18 protein-coding genes are annotated in these 18,078 nt (G+C 71.6%); 10 read left to right on the top strand and 8 right to left on the bottom strand.

Annotated features, from left to right (window positions below; genetic code table 11):
- Positions 1 to 56: 56 nt before the first annotated feature.
- The 3 genes from ACIBQ8_RS01115 to ACIBQ8_RS01105 form a co-directional block, all read right to left on the bottom strand.
- Positions 57 to 1,418, bottom strand: coding sequence for a phenylacetate--CoA ligase family protein (locus tag ACIBQ8_RS01115; RefSeq protein ID WP_397190639.1), 1,362 nt, complete (start codon positions 1,416 to 1,418; stop codon positions 57 to 59).
- A 687-nt stretch (positions 1,419 to 2,105) separates the two neighbouring features.
- On the bottom strand, positions 2,106 to 2,762 hold the full coding sequence (locus ACIBQ8_RS01110) for a response regulator (RefSeq protein ID WP_397167993.1): 657 nt from the start codon (positions 2,760 to 2,762) through the stop codon (positions 2,106 to 2,108).
- On the bottom strand, positions 2,759 to 4,249 hold the full coding sequence (locus ACIBQ8_RS01105; RefSeq protein WP_397190638.1) for a sensor histidine kinase: 1,491 nt from the start codon (positions 4,247 to 4,249) through the stop codon (positions 2,759 to 2,761). Before ACIBQ8_RS01105 ends, ACIBQ8_RS01110 begins: the two co-directional genes overlap by 4 nt.
- Positions 4,250 to 4,425: 176 nt before the next feature.
- Here ACIBQ8_RS01105 and lon point away from each other — a divergent pair, with 176 nt between their 5' ends.
- Entirely contained in the window at positions 4,426 to 6,786 is a 2,361-nt protein-coding gene (lon, locus tag ACIBQ8_RS01100; RefSeq protein WP_397167989.1) for an endopeptidase La, read from the top strand.
- 93 nt (positions 6,787 to 6,879) lie between these two features.
- Here lon and ACIBQ8_RS01095 read toward each other — a convergent pair whose 3' ends face one another.
- Positions 6,880 to 7,299: a MarR family winged helix-turn-helix transcriptional regulator gene (locus ACIBQ8_RS01095; RefSeq protein WP_397190637.1), complete on the bottom strand. Its 420-nt coding sequence runs from the start codon at positions 7,297 to 7,299 to the stop codon at positions 6,880 to 6,882.
- A 39-nt stretch (positions 7,300 to 7,338) separates the two neighbouring features.
- Between ACIBQ8_RS01095 and ACIBQ8_RS01090 the strand changes: the two genes are divergently transcribed.
- The 9 genes from ACIBQ8_RS01090 to ACIBQ8_RS01050 all read left to right on the top strand — a co-directional run bounded on the left by ACIBQ8_RS01090 (position 7,339) and on the right by ACIBQ8_RS01050 (position 15,397).
- Entirely contained in the window at positions 7,339 to 8,151 is an 813-nt protein-coding gene (locus ACIBQ8_RS01090; RefSeq protein WP_397190636.1) for an SAM-dependent methyltransferase, read from the top strand.
- 297 nt (positions 8,152 to 8,448) lie between these two features.
- Positions 8,449 to 9,411 (top strand): methionine ABC transporter ATP-binding protein, encoded by a 963-nt coding sequence (locus ACIBQ8_RS01085; protein WP_397167983.1) that lies wholly within the window; start codon positions 8,449 to 8,451, stop codon positions 9,409 to 9,411.
- Entirely contained in the window at positions 9,408 to 10,064 is a 657-nt protein-coding gene (locus ACIBQ8_RS01080) for a methionine ABC transporter permease (RefSeq protein WP_397167981.1), read from the top strand. Before ACIBQ8_RS01085 ends, ACIBQ8_RS01080 begins: the two co-directional genes overlap by 4 nt.
- A gap of 10 nt (positions 10,065 to 10,074) precedes the next feature.
- Positions 10,075 to 10,902, top strand: coding sequence for a MetQ/NlpA family ABC transporter substrate-binding protein (locus tag ACIBQ8_RS01075; RefSeq protein WP_364333824.1), 828 nt, complete (start codon positions 10,075 to 10,077; stop codon positions 10,900 to 10,902).
- 101 nt (positions 10,903 to 11,003) lie between these two features.
- Positions 11,004 to 12,539 carry an AMP-binding protein gene (locus ACIBQ8_RS01070; protein ID WP_397167980.1) on the top strand — a complete coding sequence of 512 codons (1,536 nt, stop codon included), beginning with the start codon at positions 11,004 to 11,006 and terminating at the stop codon, positions 12,537 to 12,539.
- A gap of 109 nt (positions 12,540 to 12,648) precedes the next feature.
- Positions 12,649 to 13,137, top strand: a complete 489-nt coding sequence (locus tag ACIBQ8_RS01065; protein ID WP_397190635.1) for a DUF5946 family protein — start codon at positions 12,649 to 12,651, stop codon at positions 13,135 to 13,137.
- 93 nt (positions 13,138 to 13,230) lie between these two features.
- Entirely contained in the window at positions 13,231 to 13,497 is a 267-nt protein-coding gene (locus tag ACIBQ8_RS01060; protein ID WP_397190634.1) for a hypothetical protein, read from the top strand.
- 49 nt (positions 13,498 to 13,546) lie between these two features.
- Positions 13,547 to 13,768: a hypothetical protein gene (locus ACIBQ8_RS01055; RefSeq protein WP_397190633.1), complete on the top strand. Its 222-nt coding sequence runs from the start codon at positions 13,547 to 13,549 to the stop codon at positions 13,766 to 13,768.
- Positions 13,769 to 14,161: 393 nt separating this feature from the next.
- Positions 14,162 to 15,397, top strand: a complete 1,236-nt coding sequence (locus tag ACIBQ8_RS01050) for a S1C family serine protease (protein ID WP_397167973.1) — start codon at positions 14,162 to 14,164, stop codon at positions 15,395 to 15,397.
- 110 nt (positions 15,398 to 15,507) lie between these two features.
- On the opposite strand, the gene ACIBQ8_RS01045 is transcribed toward ACIBQ8_RS01050, so the two are convergent.
- From ACIBQ8_RS01045 to ACIBQ8_RS01030, 4 genes are read right to left on the bottom strand one after another with little or no spacing between them, the layout of a single operon-like run.
- A complete protein-coding gene (locus ACIBQ8_RS01045; protein ID WP_397190632.1) occupies positions 15,508 to 16,248 on the bottom strand; it encodes an ABC transporter permease in 741 nt (246 codons plus the stop codon).
- Complete coding sequence (locus tag ACIBQ8_RS01040) at positions 16,241 to 17,134, bottom strand: ABC transporter ATP-binding protein (RefSeq protein WP_397190631.1); 894 nt, start codon at positions 17,132 to 17,134, stop codon at positions 16,241 to 16,243. Before ACIBQ8_RS01040 ends, ACIBQ8_RS01045 begins: the two co-directional genes overlap by 8 nt.
- Positions 17,131 to 17,454: a transcriptional regulator gene (locus ACIBQ8_RS01035; protein ID WP_352328377.1), complete on the bottom strand. Its 324-nt coding sequence runs from the start codon at positions 17,452 to 17,454 to the stop codon at positions 17,131 to 17,133. The genes ACIBQ8_RS01040 and ACIBQ8_RS01035 overlap by 4 nt, the downstream gene beginning before the upstream one ends.
- A complete protein-coding gene (locus ACIBQ8_RS01030) occupies positions 17,451 to 18,071 on the bottom strand; it encodes a hypothetical protein (protein WP_397190630.1) in 621 nt (206 codons plus the stop codon). The genes ACIBQ8_RS01035 and ACIBQ8_RS01030 overlap by 4 nt, the downstream gene beginning before the upstream one ends.
- Between the last annotated feature and the right edge of the window lie 7 nt (positions 18,072 to 18,078).

The raw sequence follows: 18,078 nt of genomic DNA, 5'->3' as shown, positions 1-18,078 counted from the left end.
CGGTTGTAACGCGGCTTGAACCTCCCCCAGCGGGTGCAGCGGCGCCTCAACCCCGCTCAGCGGGTGTACCGGTGCTTGGCCCCGGGCGGGAAGTACTCGGGGTCTCCGGCCTCACGCAACCGGATGAACGGCATCTGCTGCGCCACCGGCACATAGTTCGCGAACTCGCTGTTCAGCCGCAGGAGCTGGGCCAGGATCGAGGCGCCCACCGCCTGGGCGACCTCGTCGCTGGGCTTCTCACCGGGCATCAGCTCCACCGTGACCGTCAGGTGCCGGTCGTGGTCGGCGTCCTCGGCCGCCTCCATCACGAACTTGCCCGTCACCGACCCGCTGACCTCCGGCTGCTCCAGCCCCACCGCGATGTTCTCCGGGTAGACGTTCGCGCCGTAGTACGACAGCGTGAAATGGCTGCGGCCGAACACGTAGACGAACGGATGCTGCGGGCCGGCGAGGTCCGTCCGGAAACCGTGCCGCCCGGCGAACTCCAGCATGCGCTCGTACGGGATCACCCCGCCCTCGTCGGCGATGTGGTACCGGATCAGCGGCACGCCGTTGTCGCCGGTGAACAGCAGCGTGCCCTCGTGCTCCTCGAAGAAGCGCACCCGGGGGTCGTACTGCACCAGGGTCGGCAGCCGGGACTCCCCGAACAGCTCCCTGGCCGTGTCCGGACGGCCGGACAGGAAGCGGCGCAGCTCGACCGAGAGCGGCGTCTCGTTGCCGAGCACCCCGGCGTCCGCGGTGCCGTACAGGGAGGCGACGCCGCGCACCGGGTCGGCGATCCCGGCCCGCTCGGCCACCAGCGTGCGCCACTCCTCGCTGAACACCTCGCCCGCCGTGACCAGCTTGACGTTCCAGTCGGCCCAGGGGAGCGGCTCGGTGTCGATGACGTTCTTCAGGAACGGCGGATAGCCCAGCAGGACCACCTGGTCGAAGTGCGGCGCCAGCTCCGGCAGCACCCGCGCGATCTCCCTGCGGTCGGTGCCCGGCGCGACGACGGTGATCGGGTAGCCGCGTTCGGCCAGGTGACGACAGCACTCGATGGTGAACAGCCCGCCGACCCAGGTGCCCAGGGCGAAGCAGACCACGGCCAGCGTACGGCGCTCGCGGGCCCCGAAGGAGTCCCGGAAGACCTCCTCGAAGCGGGCGGCGATCACCCGCTCGTCGGCCACCGTGCGCGGCCAGAACGACGGCGTCCCCGTCGAGCCCGACGACACGGCGATCATGTCCCCGATCACGCCGTCCCGGCAGAGGTCGGGGAGCGGGTGACGGCGGATGTAGGCGTCCTTGGACGTCATCGGCAGCCGGCTGAAGCGCTCCAAGGTGGTGACGTCCGCCGGCTCGACACCGTGCTCGGCCAGGAACGAACGGTAGGCGGGCACGGTGGCGGCCACCTGCTGGAAGAGCTCAAGGGGATCCATGGGGCACGCGCGGCCGACCGCCCGGAACATACGCCCCGAACCGGCCCCCACGCCTCCTCCCTCCAAGATTCGATCGTCTCCAGCCCCCATGGTCCCACCACCCCCCACCCAAGCCATCTCCCCGCACCGCGCCCTCGCCCGCCGAAACGCCGGGTCTCATGAGTCCGCCCAAACGCCCGTTCCGCCCCGCCCCTCCCTACGCCCGCGCCACCGCTGACGCCCTGTCCCGTCGGCGTCCCGTGGAGCGCCTGGTGCCCCGTGCGGACCGCCTGGTGTCTCGGTGGACCGTCTGGTGTCTCGTAGAGCTGCCCACCCGCTGGCGTCCCTGGCTCCGCTGGGTCGATGGCCGTGTCGTCCCTACGCCTGCGGTGCCCTATGCGCGGCGTCCCTGGCTGCGCTGTGCGGCTGGCCGTGTCGTCCCCAAGGCTTGCGGTCACCGACGTCTGGCGTCGCTGGCTCCGCTGTGCCGCTGGTCGCGGCGTCCTCAACGCCTGCGGTCCCCAACGCCTGTCGTCCCTGGACGCACGTCCTGTGCCTGCCGACCTGGTCTCCGTCGTACCGCCGTACTTCCCGTTCGGGGGCGCGTGGCGTACCAAGTGCTTGCGGGCTTGCTGTGGCCCTTGGCGGGCCGTGGGTCCGTCCGTGTTCCGGTGCCGGCGTCCGTCGTGTCCGTCCCCGAGGGACGGGTTACTCGCCGGGGCGGACGAGGCCGGTTTCGTAGGCGAAGACGATGGCCTGGGCGCGGTCGCGCAGCCCGAGTTTGGTCAGCATGCGGCCCACATGTGTCTTGACCGTCTGCTCGGCCACGAACAGCTTCTGGGCGATCTCCTGGTTGGACATGGCCTGGGCGACCAGGATGAGCACCTCCGTCTCGCGCTCGGTCAGCTCCTCCGGACGCCTCCCCGACGGCGGACGGGGCCCGCCCAGCCGGGCGAACTCGTGGATCAGCCGCTTGGTGATGGCCGGCGCGATGAGCGCGTCGCCGGCCGCGACCACCCGGACGGCCTCGGCGAGCTGGGCCGCCGAGGCGTCCTTGAGCAGGAAGCCGCTGGCCCCCGCCCGCAGCGCCTCGTAGACGTAGTCGTCGAGGTCGAACGTGGTCAGGATGAGCACCTTCGACGCCGGGCACGCCGCCAGCACCTCCCGGGTGGCCTCCAGCCCGTTCATGACCGGCATGCGCACGTCCATCAGCACCACGTCGGGGCTCAGCGCGACGGCCCGCGTCACGGCCTCGCGGCCGTCGGCCGCCTCGCCGACGACCTCGATGTCCGGCTGGCCGCTCAGGAACACGGTGAACCCGGTGCGGACCATCCCCTGGTCGTCGGCGATCAGCACGCGGATCACGCGGCGCTCTCCCTCTCCTCGATCGGCGGCTTCCCGCCTGGCAGGCTTCCAACCGACGGCCCTGCGGCCGGCCCGGTCGACGACTCGGGCGGCGGTTCCGTCGGTAACGTGGCGCTCACCTGGTAACCGCCGCCGCGCGTGGGCCCGGCGTCGAGCGTGCCGCCGAGCAGCGCCGCGCGTTCCCGCATGCCCACCAGCCCCTGGCCCGCGCCGGCCGCAGCGGCGGGTGAGCGGCCGGGGCCGTTGGCGACGCGCAGGCGCAGCGTGCCGGCGTCGGCGGTGATCTCGACGGTGACGCTCGACCCCGGCGCGTGCCGCATCGCGTTGCTGAGCGACTCCTGCACGATCCGGTACGCCGACAACCCCACCGCGGGCGACAGCCGCCCGATCGGCCGCCGCCGGTCGACCGCCACGGTCAGCCCCGCGTTGCGGGCGTTGGCCACCAGCTCCTCCAGCCGGTCGAGGCCGGGCTGCGGCGCGGTGTCGGTGCGGCCCTCGGGGTCGCGCAGGACGCCGAGGACCTGGCGCAGCTCGTTGATGGCCTCCAGGGACAACGCGCGAATCTCGGCCAGCCCGGCCTCCAACTGGGACGCGTCACCCGCGGCCCTGAGCGGCACCGCCTCCGCCTGGATGGCGATCACCGACATGTGATGGGCCACCACGTCGTGCAGCTCACGGGCGATGCGGGCGCGCTCCTCCAGCACCGCCTGCGCGCCCTCGGCCTGCCGGGTGCGCCGCTCCTCCTCGACGAGCATGGCCGTGGCGTTGCGCCGGGCGCGCACGTTGTAACCGAACAGCAGGACGACCACGGCCGCGCCCGCCACCACCGGCGTCGAGTCGACGTCGACGGCCAGGCACAACAGGACGGTGAGGACCCCCGCCCCCACCGTGATCCGCCGCTCGCAGCGCACGCCCACGGAATAGAGCGCCAGCAGGTACGCCACCCCCACCGCGACCGGGTAGGGCGCGTAGCCCTCGTCCCGCCCGATCGTGAGGCTGGCGCAGACGGAGACGGGGGTCAGCACGGCCGCCACCCGCCAGGCCGCCAGCGGCCACCGGTTGCGCAGCACCACGGGCAGACCGGCGGCCAGGGCCGCGAGGACGACGACGCCGCCCCAGAGCGGCGCGGGATCACCGGGCGTGGCCGCGGCCTGCTCGTTCCACTCCTGCGCCGCGGACAGCGTCACGCCGAACAGCTCCACCCCCAGCAGGAGCTCGGCGATCTGCAACACGCTGTACGTCTTCACCGGGACCAGCGGCGCCAGCCATCCGGGCACCGGCATCCGCAGCCACCGGGAACGCGGCCGGGACGGGGGATCGGCGCTGCCCGTCAGCAACGCGAGCGTGAAGGGCCGCGACACCGCCAGCAAGGCCCGCCACACCGCCACGGCGAACCGCCCGGCCGCTCCTCCGGGCGACTTCGGAGGGCCGGTGCGCGCGTCGCCCCGGGAGGCGAGGGGCGCGGAGCGCCGGGGACGGTGATTCACCTGGTCAAGAATACGGAAAGGCGGGCGGCCGGGCGTCAGACCAAGGTCTGATCCTGACGTCACCCTCAGGTATCGCTTACAACATTACGATCGCCGTGAGCGAACATCGGCAAGGTTGGGAACAACAGCGCGCTCCAATGAATTGAGTCGGTATAACTCAACCCTTTGGAGTTCGCATGAGTGAGAGCTTGATCCTCCCGGTCCTGCCGCTCGACGACGAGGTCGTCCTGCCGGGCATGGTGGTTCCGCTGGACCTGTCCGACTCCGAGGTGCGTGCTGCGATCGACGCGGCTCGCGCGTCCGGTGGTAACAAGCCGCGGGTCCTCCTCGTTCCCCGGATCGACGGCCGTTACGGCGCCGTCGGCGTCCAGGCGGTGATCGAGCAGGTCGGGAGGCTGCCCGGCGGTGAGCCCGCCGCCGTGGTCCGCGGTGTCAACCGCGTGCGCGTGGGCACCGGCACCACCGGCCCCGGCGCAGCGCTGTGGGTCGAGGCCGACACGATCGACACGGTCCCGGCCGGCGAGCGCGCCCAGGAGCTGGCCAAGGAGTACAAGGCCCTGGCCACCACCATCCTGCAGAAGCGCGGCGCCTGGCAGGTCGTCGACCAGGTCAACCAGATCGACGACCCCTCGGTGCTGGCCGACAGCTCCGGCTACACCCCGTGGCTGACCACCGCCCAGAAGGTCGAGCTGCTGGAGGCCGCCGACCCGGCCGACCGCCTGGCCAGGCTCATCGAGTGGTCCCGCGAGCACCTCGCCGAGCTCGACGTCGCCGAGACGATCCGCAAGGACGTCCAGGAGGGCATGGAGAAGCAGCAGCGTGAGTTCCTGCTGCGCCAGCAGCTCGCCGCGGTCCGCAAGGAGCTGAAGGAGCTCAACGGCGACACCGCCGAGAGCGAGGAGGAGGACTACCGGGCCCGCGTCGAGGCCGCCGACCTGCCGGAGAAGGTGCGCGAGGCCGCGCTCAAGGAGGTCGACAAGCTGGAGCGCACCTCCGACCAGTCCCCGGAGGGCGGCTGGATCCGCACCTGGCTGGACACGGTGCTCGACATCCCGTGGAACGAGCGTACCGAGGACAACTACGACATCGCGGGCGCGCGGGCCGTGCTCGACGCCGACCACAAGGGCCTCGACGACGTCAAGGACCGCATCATCGAGCACCTGGCCGTGCGCAAGCGCCGCCAGGACAAGGGCGTCGGCGTGGTGGGCGGCCGGCGCAGCGGCGCCGTCCTGGCCCTCGCCGGTCCTCCCGGGGTCGGCAAGACGTCCCTGGGCGAGTCGGTGGCGCGCGCGATGGGCCGCAAGTTCGTCAGGGTCGCGCTCGGCGGCGTACGCGACGAGGCGGAGATCCGCGGGCACCGGCGCACCTACGTCGGCGCCCTGCCGGGCCGCGTGGTCCGGGCCATCCGCGAGGCCGGCTCGATGAACCCGGTCGTCCTGCTCGACGAGGTCGACAAGGTCGGCGCCGACTACCGCGGCGACCCTACGGCGGCGCTGCTGGAGGTCCTCGACCCGGCCCAGAACCACACCTTCCGCGACCACTACCTCGAGGTCGAGCTCGACCTGTCCGACGTGCTGTTCCTGGCCACGGCCAACGTGCTGGAGGCCATCCCCGGCCCGCTGCTCGACCGCATGGAGGTCGTCACCCTCGACGGCTACACCGAGGACGAGAAGGTCGCCATCGCCCGCGACCACCTGCTGCCCAGGCAGCTTGAGCTCGCGGGGCTGACCGCCGAGGAGGTCAAGGTCGACGACGGCGCGCTGCGGCGGCTGGCCGGCGAGTACACCCGCGAGGCGGGCGTGCGCTCGCTGGAGCGGGCGGTCGCCAGGATCCTGCGCAAGGTGGCGGCCAAGGACGAGCTGCCCGTCACGGTCGGCCCCGACGACCTGGTCGGCTACATCGGCAGGCCGCGGTTCGTGCCGGAGTCGTCGCTGCCCGAGTCCACCCAGCGCACCTCCGTGCCGGGCGTGGCCACGGGCCTGGCGGTGACCGGGGCCGGCGGCGACGTCCTCTACGTGGAGGCGTCGCTGGCCGACCCGGAGACCGGCGAGACCGGCCTGACCCTGACCGGCCAGCTCGGCGACGTGATGAAGGAGTCGGCCCGGATCGCGCTGTCCTACCTGCGCTCGCACGGCGCGGAGCTGGAGCTGCCGGTCACCGCGCTGAAGGACCGCTCGGTCCACGTGCACTTCCCGGCGGGCGCCGTCCCCAAGGACGGCCCCTCGGCGGGCGTGACGCTGACCACCGCGCTGGCCTCGCTCCTGTCGGGCCGCCAGGTCCGCGCCGACGTCGCCATGACCGGTGAGATCTCGCTGACCGGGCGGGTCCTGCCGATCGGCGGCGTCAAGCAGAAGCTGCTGGCCGCCCACCGGGCGGGCATCACCACGGTGCTCATCCCGGCCCGCAACGAGCCCGACCTCGACGACGTGCCCGAGGAGGTGCGCAACGAGCTGACCATCCACGCGGTCAGCGACGTGCGCGAGGTCCTCGACATCGCGCTGACCCCGGCCGAGGTCGCCACCACGGTCGCGGCCTGACGCCGCACCCGGCGCCGCTCCGCCGCACCCTGCTCTCAGGGCGCGGCGGGGCGGCTCCATGTACAGGGGCCTGAAGAAAGCGGCGGGCCGGGGTCAGCCGGGGAGCAGCAGGGCCTCCAGTTCCTCCAGCAGCGCCATGACGCGGGCCGCGCGTTCGGGATCGTCGCCCACGGCCGCGCGCACCGCCTCCTCGACCGGTCTGGCCGCCCGGCGGTGGACCGCGGCCAGCGCGGGCTCCGTCAGCGTGACGAGGGTGCGCCGCCCGTCGCCGGGGTCGGGCTCGGTCCGGACGAGGCCGCGCTCGCGCATCCGGGCCACCGAGGCCGACACGTGGCTCTGGACGAAGCCCGTCCTGGCCTGGATCTCGCCGACGGTGCCGCCGGGGTGGCGCAGCACGTCCTCGAAGACGGCCTCCTCGCCGGGGGTGAGGGGCGGGCCCTTGGTCTCGCCGGCCGCCGTCTTGGACAGCTCCACCAGCCGCCGTCCGAGCCTTCGCAGTCGTGCCACGTTCATGCCGGCCGAGTGTATCGCTGGAGATGTATCGTCAGCGATATGAATGGGGTGGCGAGGACGGCGGTGGGCGCGGCCTGGTTACGGGCACGCGAGAGCGAGCGGCCCGGCCGGCTGTTCGACGACCCGTACGCGGGCGCCTTCGTGGCGGCGGCGGACGCCGGGTCGCCGGATGCGGGGCGGGGGAGCGGGGCGGGTGATCTCTTCAGCGCCCACCTGGTGTTCAGGACCAGGTTCTTCGACGATTACCTGAGCGGTTGCGGCTGCGACCAGGTCGTCCTGCCGGCCGCCGGGCTCGACGCCCGCGCCTTCCGGCTCGACTGGCCGCCGGGCGTGCGGCTGTTCGAGCTCGACCTGCCCGAACTGCTGGCGTTCAAGGACGGCGTGCTGCGCGGGCTGGCCGCGACGGCGCGGTGCGAACGCGTCCCGGTGCCGGTGGACCTGCGCGAGGACTGGCCGGGCACCCTGCGCGCGGCCGGGTTCGACCCGGCGCGGCCGACGGCCTGGCTGATCGAGGGCCTGCTGATCTACCTGAGCCCGGCCGAGGCCGGGCGGCTCCTCGACGACGTCGGCGCGCTGTCGGCGACGGGCAGCAGGCTCGCCTTCGAGCACGACCCGGCCGCGGCCGCCGTGCTCGCCGAGCGGGCGCGCACGATGCCCGAGCTGCGGCGGATCGCCACGCTCTGGAAGGGCGGCCCTGGCGAGGACGCCGTCGCCCGGCTGACGGCCCGCGGCTGGCGGGCGCGTACGGTCGAAGCCGCCGCCCTCGCGGCCCGGTACAACCGCCCCGCCCCGCGCGGCGGTTTCCTCACCGCGGTGCTGAGTGACGCAGATCACCACAATTCCCCGGAATAGGAGTATGTAAAGGCGGCGTTAGCACCGGCGTGAACGAGGCATACGCGAACGACCACCGCGCCCACCGGGACGCCATGTGTTGTCGCATGCGTATGGGGCGAATGCCGGCCCGTTAGAGACCAGATCCCGCCCGTTCTCCTCGAAGGTCACCATGATCCACACTTTTTGCTTCGTGCTGCGCAGGCTGAGCCACCTGCCGTTCCCTCCGGGCAGCCACTAGATCCCACCGCTGCGACGGTGATGTTCGTGTAAGGAAGCGGCCCGCCATCAGGCCGCTCTCACTCGTGGGGAAATTTCGTGATCCAGGCTTCCGGCCTGCGCAAGCAGTACGGCCAGACCGTCGCGCTCGACGGCGTCGACCTGCATGTGCGCGAGGGCGAGATCTACGGCGTGCTCGGCCAGAGCGGCGCCGGCAAGAGCACGCTGCTGCGCTGCGTCAACCTGCTCGAACGCCCCACCGCGGGCACGGTCACCGTCGCCGGGCAGGACCTGACCGCCCTGCCCGGCCGCGAGCTCAACCGCGCCAGGCAGCGCATCGGCATGATCCACCAGCACTTCGCGCTGCTGTCCTCGCGCACGGTGGCCGGCAACGTCGCATTCCCGCTGGAGGTCATGGGCGTGCCCAGGGCCGAACGGCAGCGGCGCGTGGCCGAGCTGCTCGACCTCGTCGGCCTCCAGGGACGCGGCGGCGACCGCCCCCACCAGCTCTCCGGCGGCCAGAAGCAGCGCGTCGGCATCGCCAGGGCGCTGGCGGGCAACCCGTCGGTGCTGCTGTCGGACGAGGCCACCTCCGCGCTGGACCCGGCCACCACCCAGTCGATCCTCGCCCTGCTCAAGCGGCTCAACGCCGAGCTGGGCCTGACGATCCTGCTCATCACCCACGAGATGAACGTCGTCAAGAGCGTCTGCGACTCGGTGGCCATCATGGCCGGGGGCCGCGTCGAGGAGTCGGGGACGATCGCCGACCTCATCAGGACCCCCGGATCCCGCCTGACCAGGGAGATCTTCCCGCTGCCCGAGCCCGCTCCGGCCGGTTCCGTCACGCTCACCTTCACCGGTGACCCGGGCCGTCCGCTGGTCTCGGAGCTGGCGCGCAGGTTCGACGTGGACGTCAACATCCTCGGCGGCTCGATCGAGGACCTGGCCGGCGGTTCGGTCGGCCGCCTGCGCGTGGCGCTGACCGGCGCGGAGTCGTCCTCGGCGCTGTCGTTCCTGCGGGAGTCGGGGCTGCTCGTCGAAGTCGCGGGGGAGGCCGCATGACCTGGGAAGAGATCGTGCCGCTGCTGTGGCCGGCCACGTGGGAGACCGCCCAGATGGTGGGGTGGGCCACGCTGTTCACCGTGCTGTTCGGGCTGCCGCTGGGCGTGGCGCTGGTGGCCTTCGACCGGGACGGGCTGCGCCCGCTGCCGGCGGTGAAGTCCGTGCTGGGGATCGTCGTCAACATCGGGCGGTCGTTGCCGTTCATCGTGCTGATGATCGCGATCATCCCGTTCACCCGGCTCGTCATCGGGACCACGATCGGCACCGCGGCCGTGGTGGTGCCGCTGACCGTGGGGGCCGTGCCGTTCTTCGCCCGGCTGGTCGAGACGGCGCTGCGCGAGGTCGGCACCGACGTCGTCCAGGCCGCGCAGGCCATGGGGGCCAGCCGGACCGCCATCGTGCGCAAGGTCCTGCTGCCCGAGGCGCTGCCGGGCCTGGTGTCGGGGCTGACCGTCACGATCGTCGCGCTCATCGGGTACTCGGCCATGGCGGGCACCGTCGGCGGCGGCGGGCTCGGCGACCTGGCCGTGCGCTACGGCTACCAGCGGTTCGAGACGCTCGTGATGATCGTGACCGTCGTCCTGCTCATCGTCATCGTGCAAATTCTGCAGAGTCTGGGCGACTGGGTCGCTCGGCGCATTTCACATAAGTAAGGGAAAAATCATGAAGATTCGCTCGATATTGGGTGCTGCCGCGCTGTCCCTGTTGCTCGCCGCATGCGGTACGTCGCAGTCCGCGACCACCACCCCCGCCGCCGAGTCGGCCGATACGGTGCTGAAGGTGGGCGCGAGCCCCGTCCCGCACGGCGAGATCCTGAAGTTCGTCAAGGACAACCTGGCCCCCGCCGCCGGGCTGAAGCTGGAGATAGTCGAGTTCACCGACTACGTCCAGCCGAACGTGCAGCTCGACGAGGGCCAGCTGAACGCCAACTTCTTCCAGCACAAGCCCTACCTGGACGACTTCAACGCCTCCAAGGGCACCAAGCTGAGCTTCGTCACCCCGGTGCACCTGGAGCCGCTCGGCCTGTACTCCAAGAAGATCACCTCGCTGTCGGCGCTGGCGGACGGGGCCACCGTGGCCGTCCCCAACGACGCCACGAACCTCGGCCGCTCGCTCAAGCTGCTCGCCGACAACGGCCTGGTCAAGCTCAAGGACGGCGCCGGCACCGCGGCCACCGAGCGCGACGTCACGGACAACCCCAAGAAGCTGCAGTTCAAGCCCCTTGAGGCGGCCCAGCTCCCGCGCTCGCTCGACGACGTGGACGCCGCGGTGATCAACGGCAACTACGCCATCGAGGCCGGGCTCAAGCCCGCCAGTCAGGCGCTGGTGCTGGAGAAGACCGAGGGCAACCCGTACGTCAACGGGCTCGTCGTGCAGGCCGGCCACGAGAAGGACGCCAACATCGTCACCCTCGGCAAGCTGCTCCAGGACCCGAAGGTCAAGGACTTCATCAAGCAGAAGTACGAGGGCTCGGTGATCCCCGCCGAGTAGATCCCGGCGCCGGCGGACTCGAAAGCCGCGGCCCTCCGCCGGGGGGCCGCGGCTTCGGCGCGCCCTAGCGCCGCCGCCGACGGACCGAATACTGTTCTAATATGTACCCGGGAGCCATCGCAGCCGTCACCCCCGACAAGCCCGCTGTGATCATGGCGGGCTCCGGGCAGGTCCTCACCTACCGCGAGCTCGAAGAGGAGTCCAACCGCCTGGCCCACGCCTTCCGCGCGGCCGGGCTCAAGCCCGGCGACCACGTCGCCTTCATGCTCGCCAACCACCCGCTCTTCCTGGCCATCGCCTGGGCCGCGCACCGCGCGGGCCTGTACTACACGCCGATCAGCTCCCGCCTGCAGACCGACGAACTCGCCTACATCGTGGACAACTGCGGCGCCCGGGCCTTCATCTCCAGCGCGAACCTGGCGGAGGTGGCCACCTCGATCACCGAGGCCACGCCGCGCGTGGAGCTGCGGCTCATGCTCGACGGCGTCGCCGACGGCTTCGTCTCCTACGAGGAGACGGTGGCCGGCTGCCCGGTCACCCCGATCGCCGACGAGTGCCAGGGCGCCGACATGCTCTACTCCTCGGGCACGACCGGCCGTCCGAAGGGCGTCAAGGTGGCCGCCTCGCTGGCGCCGCTGACCGAGTCGAACACGCTGGTCCGGCTCATCCAGGCGCTGTTCGCGCCGTCGGCCGACAGCGTCTACCTCTCGCCCGCGCCGCTGTACCACGCCGCGCCGCTGCGCTACTGCCTGTCCTTCCAGCGGCTCGGCGCCACGGTGGTGGTGATGGAACGCTTCGACCCCGAGGAGTACCTGCGGCTGGTCGAGCGGTACGGGGTGACGCACTCGCAGCTCGTCCCGACGATGTTCATCAAGATGCTGAAGCTGCCGGAGGAGACCCGCAAGAAGTACGACCTGTCGTCGCTGGTCTGCGCCATCCACGCCGCCGCGCCGTGTCCCGTGCCGGTCAAGGAGCAGATGATCTCCTGGTGGGGGCCGGTGATCCACGAGTACTACGCGGGCACCGAGGGCAACGGCTTCCTCTACGTCGGCTCCGAGGACTGGCTCGAGCACAAGGGCACGGTCGGCCGCTCGCTGCTCGGCGTCGTGCACATCTGCGACGAGGAGGGCGAGGACCTGCCACCGGGCGAGCACGGCACGGTGTACTTCGAGAACGGCGCCCGCTTCGAGTACCACGGCGACCCCGACAAGACCCGCTCGGCGCAGGACCCGAAGGGGCGGGGCTGGACCACCCTCGGCGACATCGGCTACCTGGACGCCGACGGCTTCCTGTACCTCACGGACCGCCGCTCGTACATGATCATCTCGGGTGGGGTGAACATCTACCCGCAGGAGGCCGAGAACGTGCTGGCCGTCCACCCCAAGGTGGCCGACGTGGCCGTGTTCGGGGTGCCGGACGAGGAGATGGGGGAGCAGGTCAAGGCCGTGGTCCAGGCGATGACGGCGGCGGAGGCGGGGCCGGCGCTGGAGGCGGAGCTGATCGCGTACTGCCGGGAGCACCTGGCCCACTACAAGTGCCCGAAGTCGGTCGACTTCCGCGACGAGCTGCCGCGCCACCCGACCGGCAAACTCTACAAGCGCCTCTTGAGAGACGAATACTGGCCCGCCCGTACCTGACCGATGACCGCGAACGCCCCGGCGGCACGTGACGCGAGGGTGCCGCCGGGCCGCCCGGTCGAGGCCGGCGCCTCGACAGCGCCGCTCGCGGCCGCCTAGGGTGCGGGCCATGACGGATCGTCCGACCGTGGCCCGGTGCGAGTGCGGCGCGTCCGCCGGACCGCTGGGCGCCTGCGTGGACTACTACCACGCCGTCCTGGCCGAAGAGCAGGGCGATCCCGGCATGTACCGGTGGCACGCGGTGGTGGTCTGCGCCTACTTCCTGCAGCATCCGTCCGGGGCGCACCCGAAGTACCTGGACGGCCAGTACCGCCAGTTGCAGCTCTGCCTGGACCGGGGCCTGGACGCGCTGCTCCGCGTGGGAGCCCGCCAGGTGGCCAGGAACCGGCGCGGGAGGCGGCCGGTCCACGACCTGGAGCCGTTGTCGGCGTACGCGCCGCTCCCGCCGGGCGGGCCGCCCCGGCACTTCCGCGCCACCTTCCGCGACCTCCCGGTCCGGGACGGCAGCTTCGTGTCCGACGGCCATCCGGCGTACGGCCGGCGCATCGAGACGATCGCCGAAGCCACGCTGGAATCCTGGCGCTCCCTCCAGACCTGACCCCGTACCAGGCGGAGGCCGCGGCTCCTCGTCGTCCGATCGTAGATCCGGCAGCTATCGGATCTTGATCTCGGGGTGGCAGCCTCTGGACCCGTGACCTCTTCAGCAGGCGAGCACGCCGACGACCGTGTCCCCAACCAGGTCCCCGTCCTCATGGCGTCCGAGGGGGGCGACAGTGACCCCGCCTCGGCGGTGCGCACGATCGGCACCCTCGCCATCTGCCTGGGCCTGGCGCTGTCGGTGCTCACCATCGTCAGGCCGTGGCAGGACGAGCCCACCGCCTGGCTGCTCGTCTATCTGGTGATCGCCCTGGGCGGCTTCGCCCTGCGCATCGAAGCGGCCGTCCGCGCCCGCCGCTGACCGGACCTGCCGGTGGAACGAAGGCCGCATCGGGCACCAGAATGGGGTCATGCCCCAGGAGATCGACCGGAGCAGGCTCAAGGTCGTCAGCAGAGCGCAGATCGCAGAGTTACGGGCGCGGCAGGCTCACGAGCGGGAGTGGCGTGAGGCGCGCAGGATGGCGCACCTGTACCGGAAAATCCGTCGCACGGGGATGATGATGATCATCCCCGTCGCCATAGTGGTAGGAGTGCTGCGAGCACTCGGCGTCCTCCCGCCGCTGCACCTTTGAGCCACCGCCCACATTCCGGCCCGCCCAACCAGGAGTCGTTCATGCTCTTCGGACCCACCGTGATCCTCGCGCTGCTGGCCGTCCTCATCGTCGCGGCGCTGATCGTGGTCGTCGCGGTGAGAACCGCCACCCGCGACCGCCGTACCCCGCCCTCCGGCTGAACCGGGCTCAAGCAGCGCCCCGTACGCTGAGCAGCGCCCCCGCTGTGACCAATACCCCTGTGACGATTCGCATTTGTAGATTCTTTTCTGCTTTTGTCTGGATACGTCCGGGCGGTGAGCAGCGGAGATAAGGTGTGAGTGAGTCGTCTCACAGAGTTCCGATCAGCGCCTTAACCAGCTCTTACGCCCCTCTTGGCACCCTTGAGTCATAGGGACTTGAGGGAGATGACAGATGAACGCGAACGAGCCTCGCGAGCAGGGCACCGGTGGGTGGAGCCAGTTCGGCGCCACCCCGCCGGCCGCCGGGGGCTTCCCCCGACGGGACACGATCGTCATGGAGCAGCCGCCTCCTCCTCCGCCGTCCACCCCCGTCAAGGCGCGGCTCAACGCCGGGCAGAAGGCCGTCGCCGGGCTCGCGCTGGCCGCGATGGCCATCGGCGGCGGTGTCGTGGGGGCCGCCGTCGCGACCGCGTTCCAGCCCGAGCCGCAGCAGGTGGTCAGCGCGCCGAGCCCGGTGCTCAGGGCCGCCTCCAACCAGTTGTCCACCGCCGAGGTGGCCGAGCGGGTGCAGCCGTCGGTGGTCATGATCCAGGGGCAGACGGGTGAGGGGTCGGGCGTCGTGCTCTCCGAGGACGGCCTCATCCTCACCAACAACCACGTGGTCGTCGGCGCCTCGCAGGGCGGGGGTCAGATGACGGTCAAGTTCAGCGACGGGAAGACGGCCAAGGCCACCGTCGTGGGCACCGACCCGGCCACCGACCTCGCGGTCATCAAGGCCGAGGGCGTCTCGGGGCTGACCAAGGCCACGCTGGGCGACAGCGACCAGCTCAAGGTCGGCGACGACGTGCTGGCCATGGGCAGCCCCCTCGGCCTGGACGGGTCGGTCAGCAGGGGCATCGTCAGCGCCCTGAACCGTACGCTCAAGCTGGGCGGCGAGCAGCGTCAGCAGCTTCCCCCCGGCTTCGGCGGCGAGCAGCAGCAGAGCCCGGTGGAGGGCACCACCATCGGCGACGTCATCCAGACCGACGCCGCGATCAACCCCGGCAACTCCGGCGGCGCGCTGGTGAACGCGGCGGGCGCGCTGGTCGGCATCAACACCGCCATCGCCTCCGACGCGGCCGGCGGCGGCGTCGGCTTCGCGATCCCGGTCAACACCGCCAAGCAGGTCGCCGAGCAGCTCATCAAGAGCGGCAAGGTCAGCCACGCCTTCCTCGGCGTGAGCGTCACCGACGCCACCGGCGACGTGCCCGGCGCGCTGATCCGGCAGGTGACCGCGGACAGCCCGGCGGCCAGGGCCGGGCTGCAGGAGGGCGACCTGATCACCAAGATTGGGGACACACCTGTTGACTCAGGCGATACGGTTGTTGGACAGGTCAGAGGTTTCAAACCGGGCCAACAGGTCAAGATCACATATATGAGGGACGGCCGGTCCGCGGAGACCACCGTCACCCTCCAAGAGAAGAAGTAAACACAAGGACCCCCTCCCGGAGACGGGTGTGCCGTTGAGATCGCTGCGGACTCGGCGGCACACCCCCCCATCAGGCGAACCGCCGCCCCCAGGCGGGACGCCGGCCCCCGTCAGGCGAAACGGCGGCCCTCGTCGCGGCGGTAGGCCCACGCCGCGGCCGCCGCCGCGACCACCGTCCAGACGCCCAGCATGACCAGCGCGACCCCGTCGGGACGGACCCCCGAGATGGCCGCCCAGATCAGCTCGGCCGCGCCCCTGGACGGGACGTACGGCGAGAAGGCCTCCACGATGTCCGGCAGGATCTGCGGCGGCAGGATCAGCCCGCCCACGATCGCCACGGGGAAGAAGACGATCTGCGCCACCGCCAGCGCCGCCTTCGACGGCAGCGTCAGGCCCAGGAACAGGCCGATCAGCATGAACGGCACCCCTCCGGCGACCAGCGCGGCCAGCCCCAGGGCCAGCCGGACCGGCGTGATGACCGCCTCGGTCAGCAGGGCCGCGACCACCAGCACCGGCACCACCGACAGCAGCATCAGGACCACCGTCGAGACCATCCGCCCGGCCAGGCGCGGGAACGGCCCGGCGGGCAGCGTGCGGGTGTAGGGCTCCCAGGGCTGCTCACGGTCCTGCGAGACCGACGCGCTGAGCCCGATCACCGCCGAGGACATGGCGCCGAAGAACATCAGCGCCCCCGTCGCCGACGTCGCCGCCGCCGGGTCGCCGCCCGCGAACGGCACCACGAACGCCAGCATCGAGATGGCCGGGAACATGGAGCTGGCCAGGATCCCGATGGGCACCCTGAACTGCTCGACGAGCTGCAGCCGGGTGTGGGCCACGATCAGGCTAGACATGCGCGCTCTCCTTGGGGGGCGAGGTCGAGGTGATGGTGAGGAAGGCCTCCTCCAGCGTGGTCGGCCTGACCTCCAGCCCGGAGAACGGGGTGCCGCTGCGCACCAGCTCGACCACCAGCCGGTCGGGATCGGCGGTCAGCAGGCTGACGCGGCCGTCCTGGCGTTCGGTGCTGAGCACGCCGGGCAGCTCGGGCAGGTCCTCGGCGTCGAGCGAGACGCGCCGCACGCCCACCATGTCGCGCACGGCCCGTACGGTGTCGTCGGCCAGGACGCGGCCCTGCCCGACGACGACCACGCGCTCGGCCAGCGCCTCGATCTCCTCCAGGTAGTGGCTGGTCAGGACGACCGTGCCGCCTTCGGCGTGGAAGGACTGGATGCCGTCCCAGAGGGTGCGCCTGGCCTCGACGTCGAGGCCGGTCGTCGGCTCGTCCAGGAACACCAGGCGCGGGCGGCCGGCGAAGGCCAGCGCGACGGCCAGGCGCCGCTTCTGGCCGCCGGACAGCCCGCCCACCTGCCGCTTGACCAGGTCGCTCAGGCCGAAGCGGCCGAGCAGCTCGTCCCTGCCGAGCGCGTCGGGGAAGTGGGCGCGCACGAAGTCGGCGATCTCGCCGACCCGCAGCGACTCGGGCAGGCCGGTCTCCTGCGGGGTGACGCCGATGCCCCGGCGGATGACGGGGTCCTGGGGCGAGCCGCCGAACAGCTCGACCGTGCCGGAGGTCGGGCGGCGCAGCCCGACGAACAGGTTGATCAGGGTGGACTTGCCCGCGCCGTTCGGGCCGAGCAGGCCGACCAGCTCTCCTGCCCGGATGTCGAGCGAGACGCGGTCGAGCGCGAGCACGTCCCCGTAGCGGCGGGTGACCTCCACCGTTCTGGCGAGGGCCGTCATGGGGTTCCTCCAGCGTTGTCGAGCAAGGCGCGGATCGCCTTGGTGTAGTCCTCGAAGGCCAGCCGTCCGCGCTGGGTGAGCGCGACGTAGGTGACGGGGGTGCGGCCCTTGTGGGTCTTGGTGATGCGGACGTAACCGGCGTCCTCCAGCTTGGTCAGGTGCACCGAGAGGTTGCCGGCCGTCATCCCGAGCAGGTCCTTCAGCGAGGGGAAGGCGATCTCGTCGCGCCCGCCGAGGGTGTTGAGCGTGGCGACCACCCGCAGCCTGGCCTGCGCGTGGATCACCGGGTCGAGCTCGGGGACGGCCCCGTCGGGGCTCACATCCGCCGCCGCAGCACGACGCCGGCCGCGATGTAGCCGCCGCCGGTCAGCACGGCCGTCAGCAGCGCGTGCCAGCCGGCGCCGAGCATGACGCCCACCCCGTTGACCACCGCCGCCCACACGCCGACGAAGAACATCGGCCAGTACGTCCAGATCGCGCCGCCGGCCATGTAGAGCAGCGCGACGAGCATCATGAATCCGCCGCCCCACAGCAGGCCGCTCTCGGTGGCGGGGAGCTGGGGGCTGAAGCGGATGGCGAGCACCGTCATGGAGACCAGGCCGGCCGTCCAGGCGTAGCCGTACATCATGCCCTTGGCCGAGCTCTCGCCGCGGACCTGCGCCCCCAGCCGCACCATGCCGAAGATCGCGATGGCCCCGGCCAGCGACATGCCCGCGAACAGCACCATGAGCGCCTGCGGGCGGGAGATCGGCGCATAGGGGACGCCGTCGAGGCCGTAGTGCAGGAACAGCGCCGTGAAGCCGAGCAGCCAGGCCACGCCCCAGGGGACGTAGAGCAGCACGGGGTCGCCGTGCAGGCGCCGGACCGTGGCGGTGCGCTGCTGCTCGATCAGCCGCAGCGTCTCCTCGGGAGTACGCGCTCGATCGTCGTCCACCATGCCAACT

The sequence above is a fragment of the Nonomuraea sp. NPDC049646 genome (assembly GCF_044465525.1).
In the GTDB taxonomy this organism is placed as follows: domain Bacteria; phylum Actinomycetota; class Actinomycetes; order Streptosporangiales; family Streptosporangiaceae; genus Nonomuraea.
This window is presented reverse-complemented; position numbering and strand designations above follow the sequence as displayed.